Annotated in this window: 11 protein-coding genes; all 11 read right to left on the bottom strand. The window is 52.5% G+C overall.

From position 1 onward, the window contains the following. Positions 1-40: 40 nt before the first annotated feature. Positions 41-1,459 (bottom strand): peptidylprolyl isomerase, encoded by a 1,419-nt coding sequence (locus RDM37_RS03975; protein ID WP_308555198.1) that lies wholly within the window; start codon positions 1,457-1,459, stop codon positions 41-43. Between the two features lie 24 nt (positions 1,460-1,483). Next, positions 1,484-3,685: a DNA helicase RecQ gene (recQ, locus tag RDM37_RS03980; protein ID WP_308555200.1), complete on the bottom strand. Its 2,202-nt coding sequence runs from the start codon at positions 3,683-3,685 to the stop codon at positions 1,484-1,486. Positions 3,686-3,785: 100 nt separating this feature from the next. Next, positions 3,786-5,105: an ATP-dependent Clp protease ATP-binding subunit ClpX gene (clpX, locus tag RDM37_RS03985; protein ID WP_308555202.1), complete on the bottom strand. Its 1,320-nt coding sequence runs from the start codon at positions 5,103-5,105 to the stop codon at positions 3,786-3,788. After that, positions 5,089-5,805 carry an ATP-dependent Clp endopeptidase proteolytic subunit ClpP gene (clpP, locus tag RDM37_RS03990; RefSeq protein ID WP_308555204.1) on the bottom strand — a complete coding sequence of 239 codons (717 nt, stop codon included), beginning with the start codon at positions 5,803-5,805 and terminating at the stop codon, positions 5,089-5,091. Before clpP ends, clpX begins: the two co-directional genes overlap by 17 nt. A gap of 156 nt (positions 5,806-5,961) precedes the next feature. After that, a complete protein-coding gene (locus tag RDM37_RS03995) occupies positions 5,962-8,121 on the bottom strand; it encodes an LlaJI family restriction endonuclease (RefSeq protein ID WP_308555206.1) in 2,160 nt (719 codons plus the stop codon). Between the two features lie 11 nt (positions 8,122-8,132). Continuing rightward, positions 8,133-9,482 carry an AAA family ATPase gene (locus tag RDM37_RS04000; protein WP_308555208.1) on the bottom strand — a complete coding sequence of 450 codons (1,350 nt, stop codon included), beginning with the start codon at positions 9,480-9,482 and terminating at the stop codon, positions 8,133-8,135. Between the two features lie 758 nt (positions 9,483-10,240). Further along, a complete protein-coding gene (locus RDM37_RS04005; protein WP_308555210.1) occupies positions 10,241-11,266 on the bottom strand; it encodes a radical SAM protein in 1,026 nt (341 codons plus the stop codon). Positions 11,267-11,288: 22 nt separating this feature from the next. Continuing rightward, positions 11,289-14,135 (bottom strand): DNA polymerase I, encoded by a 2,847-nt coding sequence (gene polA / locus RDM37_RS04010; RefSeq protein WP_308555212.1) that lies wholly within the window; start codon positions 14,133-14,135, stop codon positions 11,289-11,291. Between the two features lie 26 nt (positions 14,136-14,161). Beyond that, on the bottom strand, positions 14,162-14,767 hold the full coding sequence (locus RDM37_RS04015; protein WP_296951189.1) for a sugar O-acetyltransferase: 606 nt from the start codon (positions 14,765-14,767) through the stop codon (positions 14,162-14,164). 292 nt (positions 14,768-15,059) lie between these two features. Next, positions 15,060-15,509: an IS200/IS605 family transposase gene (gene tnpA, locus RDM37_RS04020; protein WP_308555214.1), complete on the bottom strand. Its 450-nt coding sequence runs from the start codon at positions 15,507-15,509 to the stop codon at positions 15,060-15,062. Beyond that, positions 15,496-15,750: a hypothetical protein gene (locus RDM37_RS04025; protein ID WP_308555216.1), complete on the bottom strand. Its 255-nt coding sequence runs from the start codon at positions 15,748-15,750 to the stop codon at positions 15,496-15,498. Before RDM37_RS04025 ends, tnpA begins: the two co-directional genes overlap by 14 nt. Positions 15,751-16,201 lie beyond the last annotated feature (451 nt).

Here is a 16,201-nt window from a genome sequence, read left to right on the forward strand (position 1 = left end):
ATGTGGGTGCGCGATCACCTCCTCTGAGGAAGCGTAGGTACTACTTCTTGATCCAACCTGGATAGCGGAAGTCGCACTGCTGATAGTCAGGGCTGATGCGTATATAAGTACTCTTCTGGTGCTGGACGATCCACTTGTCTAGCTCTTTCTGCTTCTTGTCCTGCAGAGCTAGCTGCTTGATGAGCTGAAAGTCGGTAGCCATGTCGGCACGGTGACCAGCGACGCGACGCTTGAGCTTGAGGAGTACGACCTGCGTATTACCGTTTGCGTCTTGAGAGACAAAGGCTGGAGAGACATCGCCCACCTGCATCTTGTCTACATAAGAGGCGAAGTCTTGCTGCAACTCGGACATGGTAAAGAGTGCCGTGCCGTAGCGGTCGCTCTCGTAGTCTTCGTTGAGGAGGAGACCAAAGTTGTTTTTCGTCTCATCGACGTTGCTACATAGGACGACGGCATCGTCAAAGGAGGTCTTGCCATTGCGTACCTGCACAGCGACAGAGTCCGCTTTGTTGACGGCTTGCTGTAGTTTGTCCGGAGCCACGCTCGGCTTGAGGAGTATGTGACGGAAGTTGATCGTGTTGTCACGCTTCTCGATAAGCTGTACGATGTGATAGCCCGTGGCGGTACGTATGATAGGAGAGACCTGCTTGGTATCGGTCAAAGCGAAGACAACCTGGGCAAACTCAGGCTCTAGAGAGCTGCGAGCCACGAAGCCATACTCACCACCACGCAGGGATGTGCGAGAGTCCTGTGAGTAGAGGCGAGCAATCGTTGAGAAGTCGCGACGCCCAGCGACTATATCGTCGGCGTAGCCTCTGAGCTGCTCTTTGATCTGATCAATAGCTGCCAGCTCGATGTCAGGCGTGATACGAAGTGCTTGGACCTCGACGACATCTGGTATGTATGGCAAGCTGTCTTGGGGTATCTGAGCGTAGTATGAGCGGATCTCTGTGGGTGTTACCGCCACTCCCTGGATGATCTTCTGCTGCATCTGTCGGACTATCTCATTATTGACCGCCATGATGCGCTGCTGCTCACGAATGCTGGAGTAGGGACGGTTGAAGTACTCCTCGAGACGCTCACGAGAGCCTATCTGCTGCACGAGGCTCTCCATAAAGTTGTCTACAAATCGGTCTACCTTAGTATTATCTACCGAGATACTATCGATCTTAGCTTGGTTCAGGAAGAGCATCTGGACAGCTAGTTGCTCCGTAAGGTAGCAGTCGGGGTTTCCCTCGAGAGGCATCCCCTGAGAGCGCATGTAGAGCTTTTGGTTTTCTATCTCAGACTTGAGGATAGGCTCATCGCCCACGGTCCATATAACCTCATCGACGACAGATCCTGCGAGGGTCTTCTGCTGCGGTGTCTGAGCCGTCAGAGAGAGGCTAGCCAGCAAAGACAAGAGCATGGACGCTATCATCCAGCGTGCGGGTGATGTAGATGATCTATAGGTAGACATAAGAGTTGTATTGCTAATGTGGTCTTATTGGTTGCAGGAGAAGATGAGCATAGCGAGTCGTAGCTCCGCCTCGTTGTAGAAGTCTTCGTACTCGCTGATGAGGTCGTCTAGCGTGCATCCTGGGTGGTCCTCTAGATACTCCTTCAGCTCGTCGTAGCTATCCTCACCTAGCTCAGAGGCTATGAGGTAGTTGAGCTTGACTTTGGTGCCAGACTTGACGATACGCTCCAGCTCGGTGAGCAGATCGTCGGTGCTGATAGAGTGTGAGATAGCTATATCCTCAAGGAGCACCTGACGGTCTAGCTGCTGTACGATAGAGATATGCTGCTTGGTATTGTTAGGCAGTGTGCGGATCTTGTAGTCCTCGGGTCGCTCGATCTCATACTCCTCGACATAGTTACGTATGACACGGACGAAATCCTCGCCATATCGATCAGCCTGCTCGACATTGACACCCGAGATGTTCTTAAGCTCAGGCAACGTAATCGGGTATAAGGTAGACATCTCCTCAAGAGCAGCATCTGGGAAGACCCCATTGGGCCCCAGCCCGAGCTTGATGCTGAGCTTCTTGCGCATATCCTTGAGTATGTTGTATAGAGCGGGATCGGTAGAGGCTGTACGTCCACGTCCACTAGATGCAGAGCTATCCGTCTCCTCATCATCGTCTAGATCCTCATCGTCATCTAGATCCTCCTCATCGGGAGTTACAATCTTGAACGAGGTCGGCTTCTTGATAAACTTCTTGCCGCTCGGTGTGACGCTCAGGATACCATAGGTCTCTGTGCTCTCGATCAGGTACTGCAGTACCAGAGCACGCTCTACGACTAGCTCCCAGACATCTCGTGAGTAGTCGCTGCCTATACCATAGGACTTCAGCTTGTCGTGATGAAAGTCTTCAATAGGAGCGGTGTCGCAACCTAAGATCACATCGATGACGTGATCCTTCTTAAATTGTTCTTTGAGCTCCAAGACCGTTTGGAGCAGTTGTTTCAAAAGCTCTTTAGCCTCCATTGTTTTCCTGTTTTTTGCACAATTGTCGCACGCTCCACAGTTCTCCTGATCATATCTCTCTCCAAAATAATAGAGCAGATATGCCCGTCGACACATGGGCGTGAGTGCAAAGGTAGAAGTTTTTGCGAGTAATTGCCTACCTATCTCCTGCTCGGCGATAGGTTTTCCCTGCATAAAGTTCTCCAGCTTCTGTATATCCTTCTCATTATAAAAGGCTAAGCAATATCCCTCGCCACCATCACGACCTGCACGTCCTGTCTCCTGATAGTAGCCCTCGAGGCTCTTAGGCATGTCGTAGTGTATGACGTAGCGTACATCGGGCTTGTCGATACCCATGCCAAAGGCTATCGTGGCAACGATCACACGGCACTCCTCGCTCAGGAAAGCATCCTGATTGGCCGAGCGCTCCTTAGCGTCTAGTCCGGCATGGTAGGGGAGTGCCTTGATGCCGTTCATCTGGAGCAGCTTGGAGAGGTTCATCACCTTCTCACGGCTCATGCAGTAGATGATACCGCTCTTGTTGGGTCTCTTGCGGATAAATCGGATGATGCGCGCATTGACATCTTCGCCCTTCTCCTCGACGCTGTAGTAGAGGTTAGGACGGTTGAAGCTTGACTTAAAGATCCGGCCATCGAGGATGCCCAGATTCTTGCGAATGTCGTGCTCTACCTTAGGCGTAGCCGTCGCTGTGAGTGCGATGATCGGTCTGCGTCCTATTTCATCGATCACGGGACGTATCTTGCGATACTCAGGGCGAAAGTCATGCCCCCACTCGGAGATACAGTGCGCCTCATCGATCGCAAAGAAAGAGATCTTGACCTGACGGAAGAACTCTATGTTCTCAGCCTTGCCGAGCGACTCGGGCGCTACATAGAGCAGCTTCGTGTCACCCGCAGAGACATCGTGGTAGACCTGGTCGAGCTGTGCTTTATTGAGCGACGAGTTCAGCACGTGCGCTATATCGTTAGATCCAGTCGTCTCGCGCAGGGCATCGACCTGATTCTTCATCAGAGCAATCAGCGGGGAGACGATGATAGCCGTCCCCTCCATGATGAGTGCAGGGAGCTGATAGCATAGAGACTTACCGCTACCTGTAGGCATCAAGACAAAAGTGTCGTGACCCTCTAGCAGGCTTTTAATGATCTCTTTCTGATTACCCTTGAACTCTTCAAAGCCGAAGATCTTACTCAGTAGTTCTGTCAGATTGTGTGTCATGGTTCGTGAGATTGGTCATCCGGAGAGGCACTGTGATGCGCTCTCCACTGGTGGATTAACGATTACATAGGGTGTGCACTGGTTTGTGGCAGAGGTAGATTTAGTTGGCTAGAGAGGCAGTCATGCTCGGCGTCACCTTAGAGCGAGCATACTGCTCTGTGATACGTAGCGTCTTACGCTTCAGAGAGGGTATCTCGTACATCGCGTCGATCATGATCTTCTCCACGATCGAGCGCAGTCCACGAGCCCCCAGCTTTGTCTCGACAGCGACATGGACGATATACTTGAGTGCCTCCTCGTCGAAGGTGAGCCGTACGCCATCCATCTCAAAGAGCTTCTGGTACTGCTTCGTGATGGCATTCTTAGGCTCTACGAGGATGCGCAGGAGTGACTCACTATCTAGGGCGTCTAGATAGGTCAGGATAGGCAGACGTCCGATGATCTCGGGGATCAGCCCGTAGCGTCGGAGGTCTTGATGGGTAATGTGTGCCAGCAGATTGTTTTGGATCGTCTGGTAGTCCATCTGCTGCTCCTTATAACCCACCACGCGGGTGTTGAGGCGAGAACCGATGATCCGCTCTATGCCGTCAAAGGCACCAGCACAGATGAAGAGGATCTGCTGCGTATTGACCTGGATAAACTTCTGCTCGGGATGCTTGCGACCACCATAAGGGGGGACGTTGATGACACTCCCCTCGAGCAGCTTGAGAAGGCCCTGCTGCACCCCTTCGCCACTCACATCACGGGTGATGGAGGGGTTGTCGCCCTTGCGCGCTATCTTGTCAATCTCATCGATGAAGACGATGCCACGCTCTGCGGCAGCTACGTCGTAGTCGCAGTTTTGCAGTAGGCGAGAGATGATACTCTCTATATCCTCTCCCACATAGCCGGCTTGCGTCAGGACCGTCGCATCGACCATCGCAAAGGGCACCTGTAGCATACGAGCTATCGACTGGGCTAGGAGCGTTTTACCGCATCCCGTCGGTCCCACCATGATGATATTGCTCTTGGCGATCTCTACATCGTCTAGCTTGGAGCTATCGTCGCTCTTTTCGTCCTTCTCTTGGCTAGCCAAGATACGCTTATAGTGGTTGTAGACAGCCACCGAGAGATACTTCTTAGCATCGGTCTGCCCGATCACGTAGCGATCCAGGTAAGCAGCTATCTCCTGCGGCTTAGGCAGCGACTCGTAGGTGAGTGGCGCAAAGGCAGAGCCCTTGCCTCCCTGCTTTTTCTGTTCAGTAGGGTCAAGCGTGGGGCCAGAGACCAGCCCGTTCTGATAGAGCAAAGCGTAGATCTGCTCCGCGCAGTCACTACAGATCTGCGCAGAGCCCTCGGCACCTATTAGTATAGGCACCTCGCTCTCAGGACGATTGCAGAAAGAGCATCGACGCTCTATCGAGTTACTTTTCTTTGCCATCTGCCTTCTTGTCCTTAGCTACTTGCTTAGAAGATACGAGTACCTTATCGATCATGCCATACTCCAGCGCCTCCGAGGCGGTCATCCACTTGTCACGATCGCTGTCTCGCTCGATCTCCTCGACAGAGCGACCCGAGTGATCGGCTATGATCTTGTAGAGCTCAGCCTTCACCTTGAGGATCTCCTTAGCAGCGATCTCTATGTCGCTCGCCTGGCCTTGCATACCGCCCATCGGCTGGTGTATCATCACCCGCGAGTGGGGTAGTGCATAGCGCTTACCCTCGGCACCCGCTACGAGGAGGACAGCGGCCATCGAGGCGGCCATACCGGTACACATCGTCGAGACATCGCACCCCACGTACTGCATCGTATCGTAGATGCCAAAGCCCGCATAGACCGACCCACCAGGGCTATTGATATAGATCGAAATATCCTTGCCAGGATCTGCATTGTCTAGGTACAGAAGCTGCGCCTGGATCACATTGGCCGTGTAGTCGTTGACCTCCGTGCCGAGGAAGATGATACGATCCATCATCAGGCGGCTGAAGACATCCATCTGCGCCACGTTGAGCTGACGCTCCTCGATGATGGTCGGATTGATGTAGCCAGTAGAGGCGGTTATGTAGTCGTTGAGAGCATTGGTATTCATCCGAAGATGAGCGTGTGCATAGTGGACGAAGTCCTTATTATGGTCTGTCATAGTGATGAAGCAGAGTTAAGTGAGTTACTATTTATAGGTTAAAGGAGCGAAGCCACGCTTCACTTGCTAAAGGTTAGAGCCAGTCGAGTCACCCCGCCCTAGCTTAATTCAGAAACAAAGATAACGTTATTTCTGAACATACGCTACACCCCTCACTCAGATCTCATCTGTGTTTATCAAGTCGGCTATCTGACAATAAGATGGATCATAACGCTCCGTATTGTCAGCAAACTCCAAGTAGCCTGAGTGGATGTGGGTGGTGGGCACTCTTTTATCTAAGTCAAACTGAACCAAAAGGTAGAGCGGGCAGTGCCTCATGTTGAGATAGAGTCCTGGGTGCTCCTCGATGTCTGAGTTGTTGAGTAGTTGAGGTGTAGCACTGATCTCAAATAGATGCTGCCCCTCGTCTCGTCTTGTGTGAAAAAGGAGATAGCGGATCTCATCTAGATGACGGATGATCTCCATCCCCGCCTTCGTTGTCTTGATGCCGATAGCTATCTCTCCTGAGTTTAGGAACTTATGCAGCCTATCTTGATACATCATCACCGCTAGCACACCCTGGCGTGCACTCAAGCCGGGGGCTGTTTTACTATCTATCGATACGCTTAGAGCTTGCTGTGGATTGGTTCCGAGGGCACATGGCTCTACATAGTAGTCTTGTCGCAGCCTAGCCAAGAGTAGCTCATTAGCCTCCGTATCTTTATGGTCGAGGGCTAGAGACAGATACCGAGGATCTGAAAAAGGCCGATACACCTTCCCTAGTAGCTCCTGAAAGTGTACTCGCAGGTACTCCTCATTATCGACCCCCAGCTTAGCTCTCATAGCGTAAAAGTCATACTGCTCCTGCAGTGCTGACTGTATCTTTTCACGAAACAGGTTACGCACTTTTTTCTTCCACACACTCTTCTGGTAGTTATTCTCTCGAGCATAGAGCGACACCACGTAGAGGAAGTTTACATCGTAATGATAGACTAGGAGCGTATCACGATCGAAGAGGCGATTGTTGAAGTGTCGAGAGATAAAGGTGTTGTTTTCACGATCTGTCGTAGAGATATTGTCGGCATAGGAGAGATGCTCGTCCATCTTAGCACTGATGAAGAAGTTAGGCACGATATTGTACCCTTCGGTTTGATCATCACGGTACTTGGGGCTGTGTGCGCGCAGAGCAGTGTGGTCTGCCGAGTCATCTAGGAAGAGGTTGATATTCCATTGGATCACGTTACGCGCATAGGTAAACTGCTTGTAGACAGACTCCGACGAGATCTGATTGCCTATCTTATAGTACTTACTGTCTCCGATGTAGTAGATTGGCTTGTCGTCCTCATTGTTCGTTAGGCTCTGATAGCTATAGATGTGATCTACTCGCTTACCATCGCCTTGGTCTTTTAGTCCTCGTGGAGGTTCTTTGTCTCCAATGAGCTCGTCTATGATAGCCTCAAATACAATGTTAAAGCTCTTGACCAGCAGGTACTCACGTTGCTCTGCTACGATATTGATACGATGCGCTCTGTCAAAGAAGGCATAGCACATCTCCCACAGGCGCAGCTGTATGTCAGAGAAGTAGCGATACTTTATTTGCTTCAGTCGGCGAACGCCATAGCCAGATAGGTAGTGGTCGAACTTGCGCCCTTTGATCAGCTCATAGCCGAAGGCGATCTCTACGGGAAATCCGTAAGTATCACTGATGTAGTGAAGGATAGAGAGATAGATAATGATCAGCTCCTCATCGGTATCGACCTGTCGCTTCTTATTAATAGGGTCTAGGTAGATAGGACTCCCCTTTTGTATCCAGGCCGTAGAGTGGGCGATGGTGCGTGTCCAGTTGATCTTGTTATGCCCAGAGTGTATGTTGCGTAGCGTAGAGGTAAAGAAGTGCTGCTGCTCCTTGTTGAAGCGGAGGAGTGTCAGTAAGATGTCTAAGAAGGTATTGCTCAGCATACGCCTGCCCTTGCCCATCTCTGCTATCTTACGACGATAGACGATATCATTCTTGGGGTTGCTGTTATTGTAGACAACGATCGCTCGATAGATCCACACCGCAAAGTCGTAGATAAAGCTACGCTCCTCTGCGGTGAGCAGATCTGAGTCGTCTAGGTTGATGATGTCGTGTGGATCCAGTCGTGAGAAGACTCTATCCTGCTCATCTAGTAGCACCTTAGGTAGGATAAAGACACAGTCACGGAGGCGAGCGTTGTAGTAATAGCCTACATAGCTCACACTTACGGCCCCCTCTACATTCTCTAGAGGACTCAGCTCGTGCAGAATCTCCCGCACGCTCTCAGACCGATAGTTAAAGCCCTCGATGATTACCCTCACGGCTACTTTATCTACGCCTGACTGTCAGTCGCTTCTACTATATCGTCTCCCTTGATCAGATTGTCTAGAAACTGAGCGACGAGTTCTTCATTCACACGCTGTCCCTGAACCTCGGTCTCGTAAAACATCGGGAAGGTCATCTGACCACCCGTTGCCGTCTGAAACTCCTTGTCACTAAACCCGTAATCCTTAAAGACGTCGTTCCATAAGTAGAAGATCACCTTACTCACGAAGGTGTCTGCAGAGATTGTCTGGTTGTCCTGGGGCTTGACAAAGAAGTACCCGAGCTTCTTATCCTCACTATCGGTAACACTGCCTATCTTGCTATTGATCTGCTCTAGGAAGGTCCACCAGTCCCATGTTTTGCTAGCAGCCTCGATGACCCACCCCCTCTGTGCATTACGGATGGGGACATACTCCCACTCCCAGCGCCGCTTAAAAGCACTATCAATGGGGAATAGACTTTGGTCACTCGTATTCATCGTGGCGAGGATATGAAGATTCTTCGGGAGTAGGAGTAGCTCTCCAGACTTCACCTTGCTCATGACATCCTCATACTCCTCTGAGTAGAGTGCGTTAATCTCCTCCTCAATGCGCTCGTCAGGAGCAAAGCTACCATCCTGCTGGAAGTGCTCCTCAAGGTACTTGCAGATGTCACTATCCGCTACAATAGGGTACTCTGAGAAGCCCTCACTATTACGGTCTAGCAACTGAAAGAGATCGCCAAAGATCTGTGCACAATTGCCTCGGTTGATCTCCTCAATAACTAGATACTGAGGCTCTGGATAATGCTCCCACGCCTGAGTGTATGCCTTGAGGAAGGCTTGAGGCACGAAGTTGTACACGATTCGCTTTTCTTCCACTTGAGTACCGCTACTCTCATTTCGTGGCACAATCTCCATTGTGGGCTTGTAAGCCCCTACAAATGTTGAATAGTCGCTGTCAGGGTGAAATGTAGTGCGAATTAATTTCTTTCCAGTAGCTTGCAGACTCTTGATCTGGTATGACTTGCCAGTCCCTGGAGCTCCGTAGTAAATTACTTGAAGGGGTTGAGATGAGTGAGGCTGATTCCTTAAGCTTCCCTTAAGGTACATACCCGCCATTACAGACAAAGTTGCAGTGTATCCATATTCAAACTTGTCAATATCACTCTGCCCACTCAAAGCTGCTCTAGCTTCGTTTGACGTTGAGTTTGGGTGGTTACTCCAGTAGTCGATGTACTCTTTGAGCAACTCTTTAGAGATTGTACGGAGCCCTCTTGCTCCTCTACTATTGGACTCGACTAGATAGCAAAGCCGATCTACATCAACAATACGAACACTTCCATCTTCTGAAATGTCTCCTTTTTGCAATGGACGCATAAGTTCTTAGGATCTACATGATTGAATTAGGTCGCCTAGTGTTACATCTAAGAGTTCAGCGATATTATATTGGGTGGCGATAGAGCGTTAGTCGTCTTTTTGTAGGATCTCTAGACACAACATGCTCAAACGCATCGATTCACACAGCTCTCAGACTCTTTATGTACCTAGCTATGCAAAGATAGGCATTTTCATCCGTTCGGAGAGGGGAGAACGATCAGGGCTCAGGGCTGACGCATTATAATCGCTCTTTTAGAAGCTACACATGAGCGACAAGCGAGGCATAGATGAGGTCACTATATATAATGTGTCAGCCATGCCCTCTAACTTCTCCCCTCTAATTTCTAACCTCTAACCTCTAGTTCCTGTTTACATATCTTTACGGGGAAATTCGTCCGATTCTATCCTTTCTCGAATATCCACGTGGAAAATCTCAAATCCCCACGTGGAGAATTTTTATTTTCCACGTGGGCGTCAAAAAATTCCTCCGAAGTTTCATTTGATTCCTCCGAGGAATTTTTTATTTCCTACCTGGGAAATAAAAAATATCCACCTGGATATTTCGAAATATCCACGTGGAAATCACTTTTCCCCGACATGGTGCCGTTTCGATATGTCGTTGGGTCTAAATTATTGTGACAGGTCGGCAGTGAGTTTGCCCTGATGAAGACTGTTGACTTTTGCAACAGTCTCGTTTTGGGGTCGTATATCGCCGCGCGCAGTTCGTATGCTTTCGGAGGGAGGAGCGGAGCGGGGAACTAGTAGTTTAGCTTTTTGGTTGTGTGGGTGTCGCGCTCTGCGTAGGTATTGCGCTGGGTGAAGATGGCACGGAACAGCCGCCCGACGAGGTGCGACTGGCGAGCATAGTTCCTGAGCGAGACCGAGCGAAAGTCCACATCCTGAGGCCCGAAGCTTTGCGGGGAGATGTAGTAATAGGTCGCCTCCTCAAAGAGCTTTGCCAAGCGTCGAGGCGGCTTGGCTGTCTGGCTCATCTTCTTACTGCTGGGGCAAATGACCTCTATCCCCTCAGCACAGAGCCGCTCTACCGTAGTCGCTATGACCCGGTCGTAGGCCGCTACGAGGGGAGCCATGTCGAACTCCTTGTAGGCACTCTCGCCGATCTTCTGCACGGGGCGTATCTGCACCGTTCGGACGGGATAGTCACGGATTAAGTCGGGTAGACGGCTTAGCTCCTCCACATTGTCGCGATTGACCGTGTAGTTGAGCCGTACGGCGGGTGGGTTGTCTAGCGCCTTCAACCACTCTAGTAGCGTGACAAATCGTTGCCACTCGGCACCTACCATCAGCCGCTCATAAGTCGCTTGCGTGGTGCCATGCAGCGAGAGTGTCAGTTCGCTCAGTCCCGCCGTCACGAGTGCCTGCAGGGTCTCCTCGGTCAGGGCATTGCCATTCGTTATGACAGAGATCCAAGGAACGTGGTACTCCTGGCCCAGCTGTACGAGGCGAAGCATCGTCTCTGGGGTGAGCGTCGGCTCGGCACCGCAACCGATCTGTAGCCTGAGTGCCTGGGGAAAGAGATGAGCCGCTATCGCCTCGCAGTCGTCCGTGGTCAGCTTGCCACGCAGCGTAGCTCTATACTCAGGATCGCTAAAGTAGCACATCTGACAGCGGAGGTTGCAGGCTAAGATAGGGTCAATGAAAACGCCTATGTAGCGTCTCCTCAAGAGGTGCATACCGAGGACGGAGAGGAGCTTAAGGCGATCTCCTCCCTTACGGCTCAAGGTGCGCGCTAGTCGCTGTGTGGCGTGGGTGAGCTGGCTCATCATCCTCTCTGTCTCAGGTGGATTAGTGCGCTGCGAGCCAATCTTTGCCGGTGCCGATCTCCACGACAAGCGGTACAGAACACTCGGGCCAGGCACCCTCCATCGCTTCACGAACGAGGGCTGTGACACGATCCAGTTCGTCGAGATAGACGTTGAGGACCAGTTCGTCGTGCACCTGCAGGACGAGGTAGCTGCGTAGCTGTTGCTTCGTCAGCTCCTCCTCGACACGTATCATAGCGATCTTGATGATGTCTGCGGCGGTGCCTTGGATCGGTGCGTTGATCGCGTTGCGCTCGGCATTGCCACGCTGGGCTCCACGCGCCGTGCGGAGGTTGCGTAGCTGCCGGCGACGACCGAAGGCGGTCTCCGTATAGCCTCGCTCGGTGGCCAGCGCTATCGCCTCATTCATAAAGGCTTGTATATGGGTGAAAGTGGCGAAGTACTCCTTAATCAGCTCGGCAGCCTCGCCAACGGGGATGTTGAGACGCTGGCTCAGACCGTAGGGCGTGATGCCGTAGTTGATGCCAAAGTTAGCCGTCTTCGCCTTGCTGCGCATTAGCGGGGTCACCTCCTCGGGAGCCACCTTAAAGACTTTAGCAGCTGTCGCCGTGTGAATATCGTCGCCCGAGAGGAAGGAGTGTATCATCGCTGGGTCTTGGCTCAGATGCGCTATGACGCGCAACTCCACCTGCGAGTAGTCCGCACTGAGCAGGACAGCGCCGATTGGCTCCTCATGGGTGTGATCCACAGGAACGCAAGCCGAAAGGCGCGGGGTGTAGTACGGATCAGCGACAAAGGCACGACGCAGGGGACGCCCAAGGTCGCTACGGATGGGGATGTTTTGCAGATTCGGATTGCTCGAGGAGAGCCTGCCCGTGGCGGTGACCGCCTGATTGTACGAAGTGTGGAGCTTGCCATCGGGGTAGCACATCTTGGGCAGCGGATCTATGTAGGTGTTGAGCAACTTGCGCGCCTCACGGTAGTCTAGGATGAGTGCGACGACAGGGTGGAGCGAGCGCAGCGGGAGGAGCGTCTCCTCGTTGGTCACATAGCTACCAGTCTTAGTTTTGCGTGGCTTCTCCACAATCTTAAGCTCATCGAAGAGCAGTTCGCCGATCTGCTTCGGACTATTGACCTTCAGGTTAAGCCCTCGTGAGGAGTAGCTCTGTATCTCCTTCTCTAGGCGGAGGACGCTCTCGAGTAGCTCCTGACGGGAGCGCTGCAGTGCCTCAATGTCGAGGACGATGCCACGCTGCTCCATGTGCATCAGCACGTAGAGGAGCGGTATCTCCACCTCGGTGAGGAGACGCTGCTCGGTAGGGGAGAGCTGCTTGTGCAGGGCGTGGTACAGGCGTAGCGTCACGTAGGCATCTTCGCTGGCGTAGTCGCAGAGGAGCTTGGGGTCTACGTCGGTGCGTAGCGCAAAGCTCTCCTGAGACGAGAGATCTTTGTAGCGTATCGTGTCGTAGCGGAGCAAGCCGCCGGCCAGTTCGTCGAGACTATGCCCCTGGTCGGCATCGATCAGGTAGTGCGCCAGCATGGTGTCGTAGAGCGGGCGCGCCTCGGGGAGTCCGTAGCGTGTCAGCACCTCTAGGTCAAACTTCGCATTGTGCGCCACCTTGAGCACACGCTCGTCCTGCATTAGTTCCTTTAGCGGAGAAAGTATATGCGTAGCCTCCTCGGCCGACTCGGGTAGCGGGATAAAGTAAGCCTGCTGCTCATCGGCACAGAGCGACATGCCGACGATGCCCGCACAGAGCGCATCGAGGCTATCGGTCTCAGTGTCAAAGGCGACCACGGAGCTGCCCGCCAACTGCTTAGCGAGCTGGTTCACTGCTTCGTAACCTTTGACTTCGGTAAAGGTCACGCCAACCGTCTTATAGTTTTCTAGAGGAGCTGCGGCACTCACGGGACCCGACACCTCAATCGTGGCTGGCGAACTAGCTGGCGTCGCGCTACCGCCAAGGTCAAAGAGACCCACCTGAGGAGTGCTCTCTGCGGGCTTGCCGATGCGCTTCAGTAGCGAGGTGAAGGCAAACTCCTTGAAGATGCGCTCCACAGCGGCGTGGTCGGGGCCTCGCCACTTCATCTGATCTGGGTCAAAGGTGACTCCCGGCACGTCGGTCACGATGGTGACGAGATGCCGCGAGAGCATCGTCTGCTCCTTGGCTGCGAGGAGCTTTTTCGCATAGGTCGGCTTCACCTGGTCAATGCGTGCGTAGATATCTTCGATCGAGTCAAACTCCTCGAGGAGTCGTTGCGCTGCGACTTTGCCAATGCCTGGACAGCCGGGCACATTGTCCGAACTATCTCCCACCAGCCCCAAGTAGTCGATCATCTGTAGCGGATAGCGGATGCCGTACTTAGCGGTGATCTCCTCGGCACCTAGTAGCTCGAAGCCTGACCCCGTGCGCTGTGGCGCAAACATCTGCGCATGCGGTCCGACGAGTTGCCCGTAATCCTTGTCTGGTGTGACCATGCGCACATTGTAGCCCGCCTCGACAGCTTGGCGGCTCAGGGTGCCGATCAGGTCGTCCGCTTCGTACCCTTCGACCCCCAGCAGAGGTATCTGGTAAGCCTGCACCAACTCTTTGATATAAGGCATCGAGAAGCGTATCGTCTCGGGGGTCTCGGGGCGATTGGCCTTGTACTCTGGGTACTCCTTGTGGCGAAAGGTTCCTCCCGGCATATCCATCGCCACGGCGATGTAGTCGGGTCGCTCCTTGTCAATGATGTCTTGTAGCGTGGAGGCGAAGCCGTAGAGCGCACTCGTGTCGCGCCCCTGCGCATCCACGAGGGGACGATTGATGAAGGCGTAGTAAGCTCGGTAAATCAGTGCATAAGCGTCAAGCAGATAGAGCGTAGGCATAGTTCAGATAGGGTAAAAGTAACGGGTTAATCTTGAGGGGCGGCAGAATCGCTGAGCGAACGAATGACACGGCAGGGATTGCCCACGGCCAGGCTCATCGGGGGGATGCTCTTGGTGACGACACTCCCCGCACCGATCACGGAGCCACGGCCAATGGTTACACCGGGGAGGATCGTGCAGCCACCACCGATCCAGACATGGTCCTCGATGATGATCGGGATGCCAAACTCCCAGCCGGCAGCGCGCTCCTCGAGGTCGAGCGGATGCCCCACACTGTAGAGCGACACGGAGGGACCGATGAGTACATGGTCGCCAATGGTCACATGCCCGCCATCGAGCATGGTGCAACCACTATTGATGAAGGTATGACTCCCCACCTCAATCTCGCTCCCGTAGTCGCAGAAGAATGGGGTCACCAGCCAACTCCCCTCGCCGAGCTCTCCGAGTAGCTTCTCTAGCTCACGATGATACTGCGCCCGCTCCTCGACGGGTATGCGGTGCAGGGCCTGCAATCGCTCCTTGCACTGACTGGCCAAGAGCTGGCGGTCGGTGTCGCTCTGTATATTATAGTAGCGATAACCCTCGGGCTGCGGGGAGGGTACAAACGATAATGGGGAAGTCGTGTGAGACATACGGTGAAGCGGTAAATGCGGAGAGAGAAGCCTGTCATCTCCACCACGGAGCCAGCAGAGCAACCCTCAGCGGAGGCTATGGCAACAGTCTCCTACCACAAAGGTAACAATAAATCCCCTCTCCTTTCTCTTTCCTCCCGCTCGCACTCCAGTTTCACCCGTGTGAAACTATTGCTATCCAATAAAAGGCAGAAAGGACAGCAATGAAAATCTGTAGGACACAAAGTCCATACCACAAACGCTATCGCCTGCTACCAGCAGCCGCTACACGTCCTCTCCCGTGAAACTTGGGTTACGAGTGTGACTCATCTTGAGCTGCACCTAATCCAAATATCATTGTTAATTCTTTCTCAAAGCCAAGCTTGCCGTGATGCTCTTTTTGCCTATCAATATAGGAGCTAACAGCTACGACATCCCGACGGCTCACAGTACTCGCAAAGTACCCCTCTTGCCAAGCAAAAGATCCACGTGTACTTACCTCTGTGTTTAGGAACTTGTTGGTCGACTTCTTGATCTCTCGGACAAAGTGTGAGACAACAAACTCTCCTGAATAAGCAACCAGTAAGATGTGGATATGATTCGTCATACCATTTACATTTATAACAGAGTAGGATCCCGCTTTGGTACAAGCCTGTATGTAGGCATATAGGCGCTCCTGTATGTCAGGAAGGATAGACGGCTTCCGCTCCTTCGTTGAGAAGACGAGGTGATAATAAAGCGAGATATAATTATCTGTACTCATAACGTCTACGATCGTAAGAATTCTCGTATCTTCTGCTCCTCAAGGTATAGGAAGTCCATTTCGTAGGAGTCTGTTGTGTCGCAAAGTAGCAACCACTTTGGCTGATATCGTCATCGGTGATGGTGCCAAAGGTGTGCTCGGTAAATATCTGATATAGAGGCTTACTGTCGTGTGCCACCTTGAGGTAAAGGTAGTGGCGTATAGCCTCTATCTGCGCATCACGTAGCTTGCCCCGCTCCAAGATGTACTGTAGAAATGGCTGATAGGGGCAGTCGGGCTGTACTCACCAGGCATCGCCTGCCTCTTTGATTAACTCGTAAAACATATATCGCTCTAGACTCGATTGCTCATCAAAGGTAGTAAAAAAGAAGGCTGACCACATCAATTACCCTAGATCCCGCAATCCCGCATATCTTGTGAGTATTCCGCTGTAATGAGGCCCTCTGACTAGAACTAGCCGTGTGCCCCGATAGGTCGCCAGTTTATCGCCCCCTCGATCAAGTCAAATGTGTTTGCTGCTCCTAGTCCGACCCACAAGGGGTCGATCAATGGGCAACGTCTTGTCCCCCCCAGTCGTTCGGGCTACGCCCTCCGACTGGGGGCTATGATTCGTCTGACCTCCTGCGGAGGTCACAAACGACGTGTATTCGTATCCCCTCCTGTGGAGGTCACAAACGACGTGTATTCGTATC

The sequence above is a fragment of the uncultured Porphyromonas sp. genome (assembly GCF_902489635.1).
Lineage (GTDB): Bacteria > Bacteroidota > Bacteroidia > Bacteroidales > Porphyromonadaceae > Porphyromonas.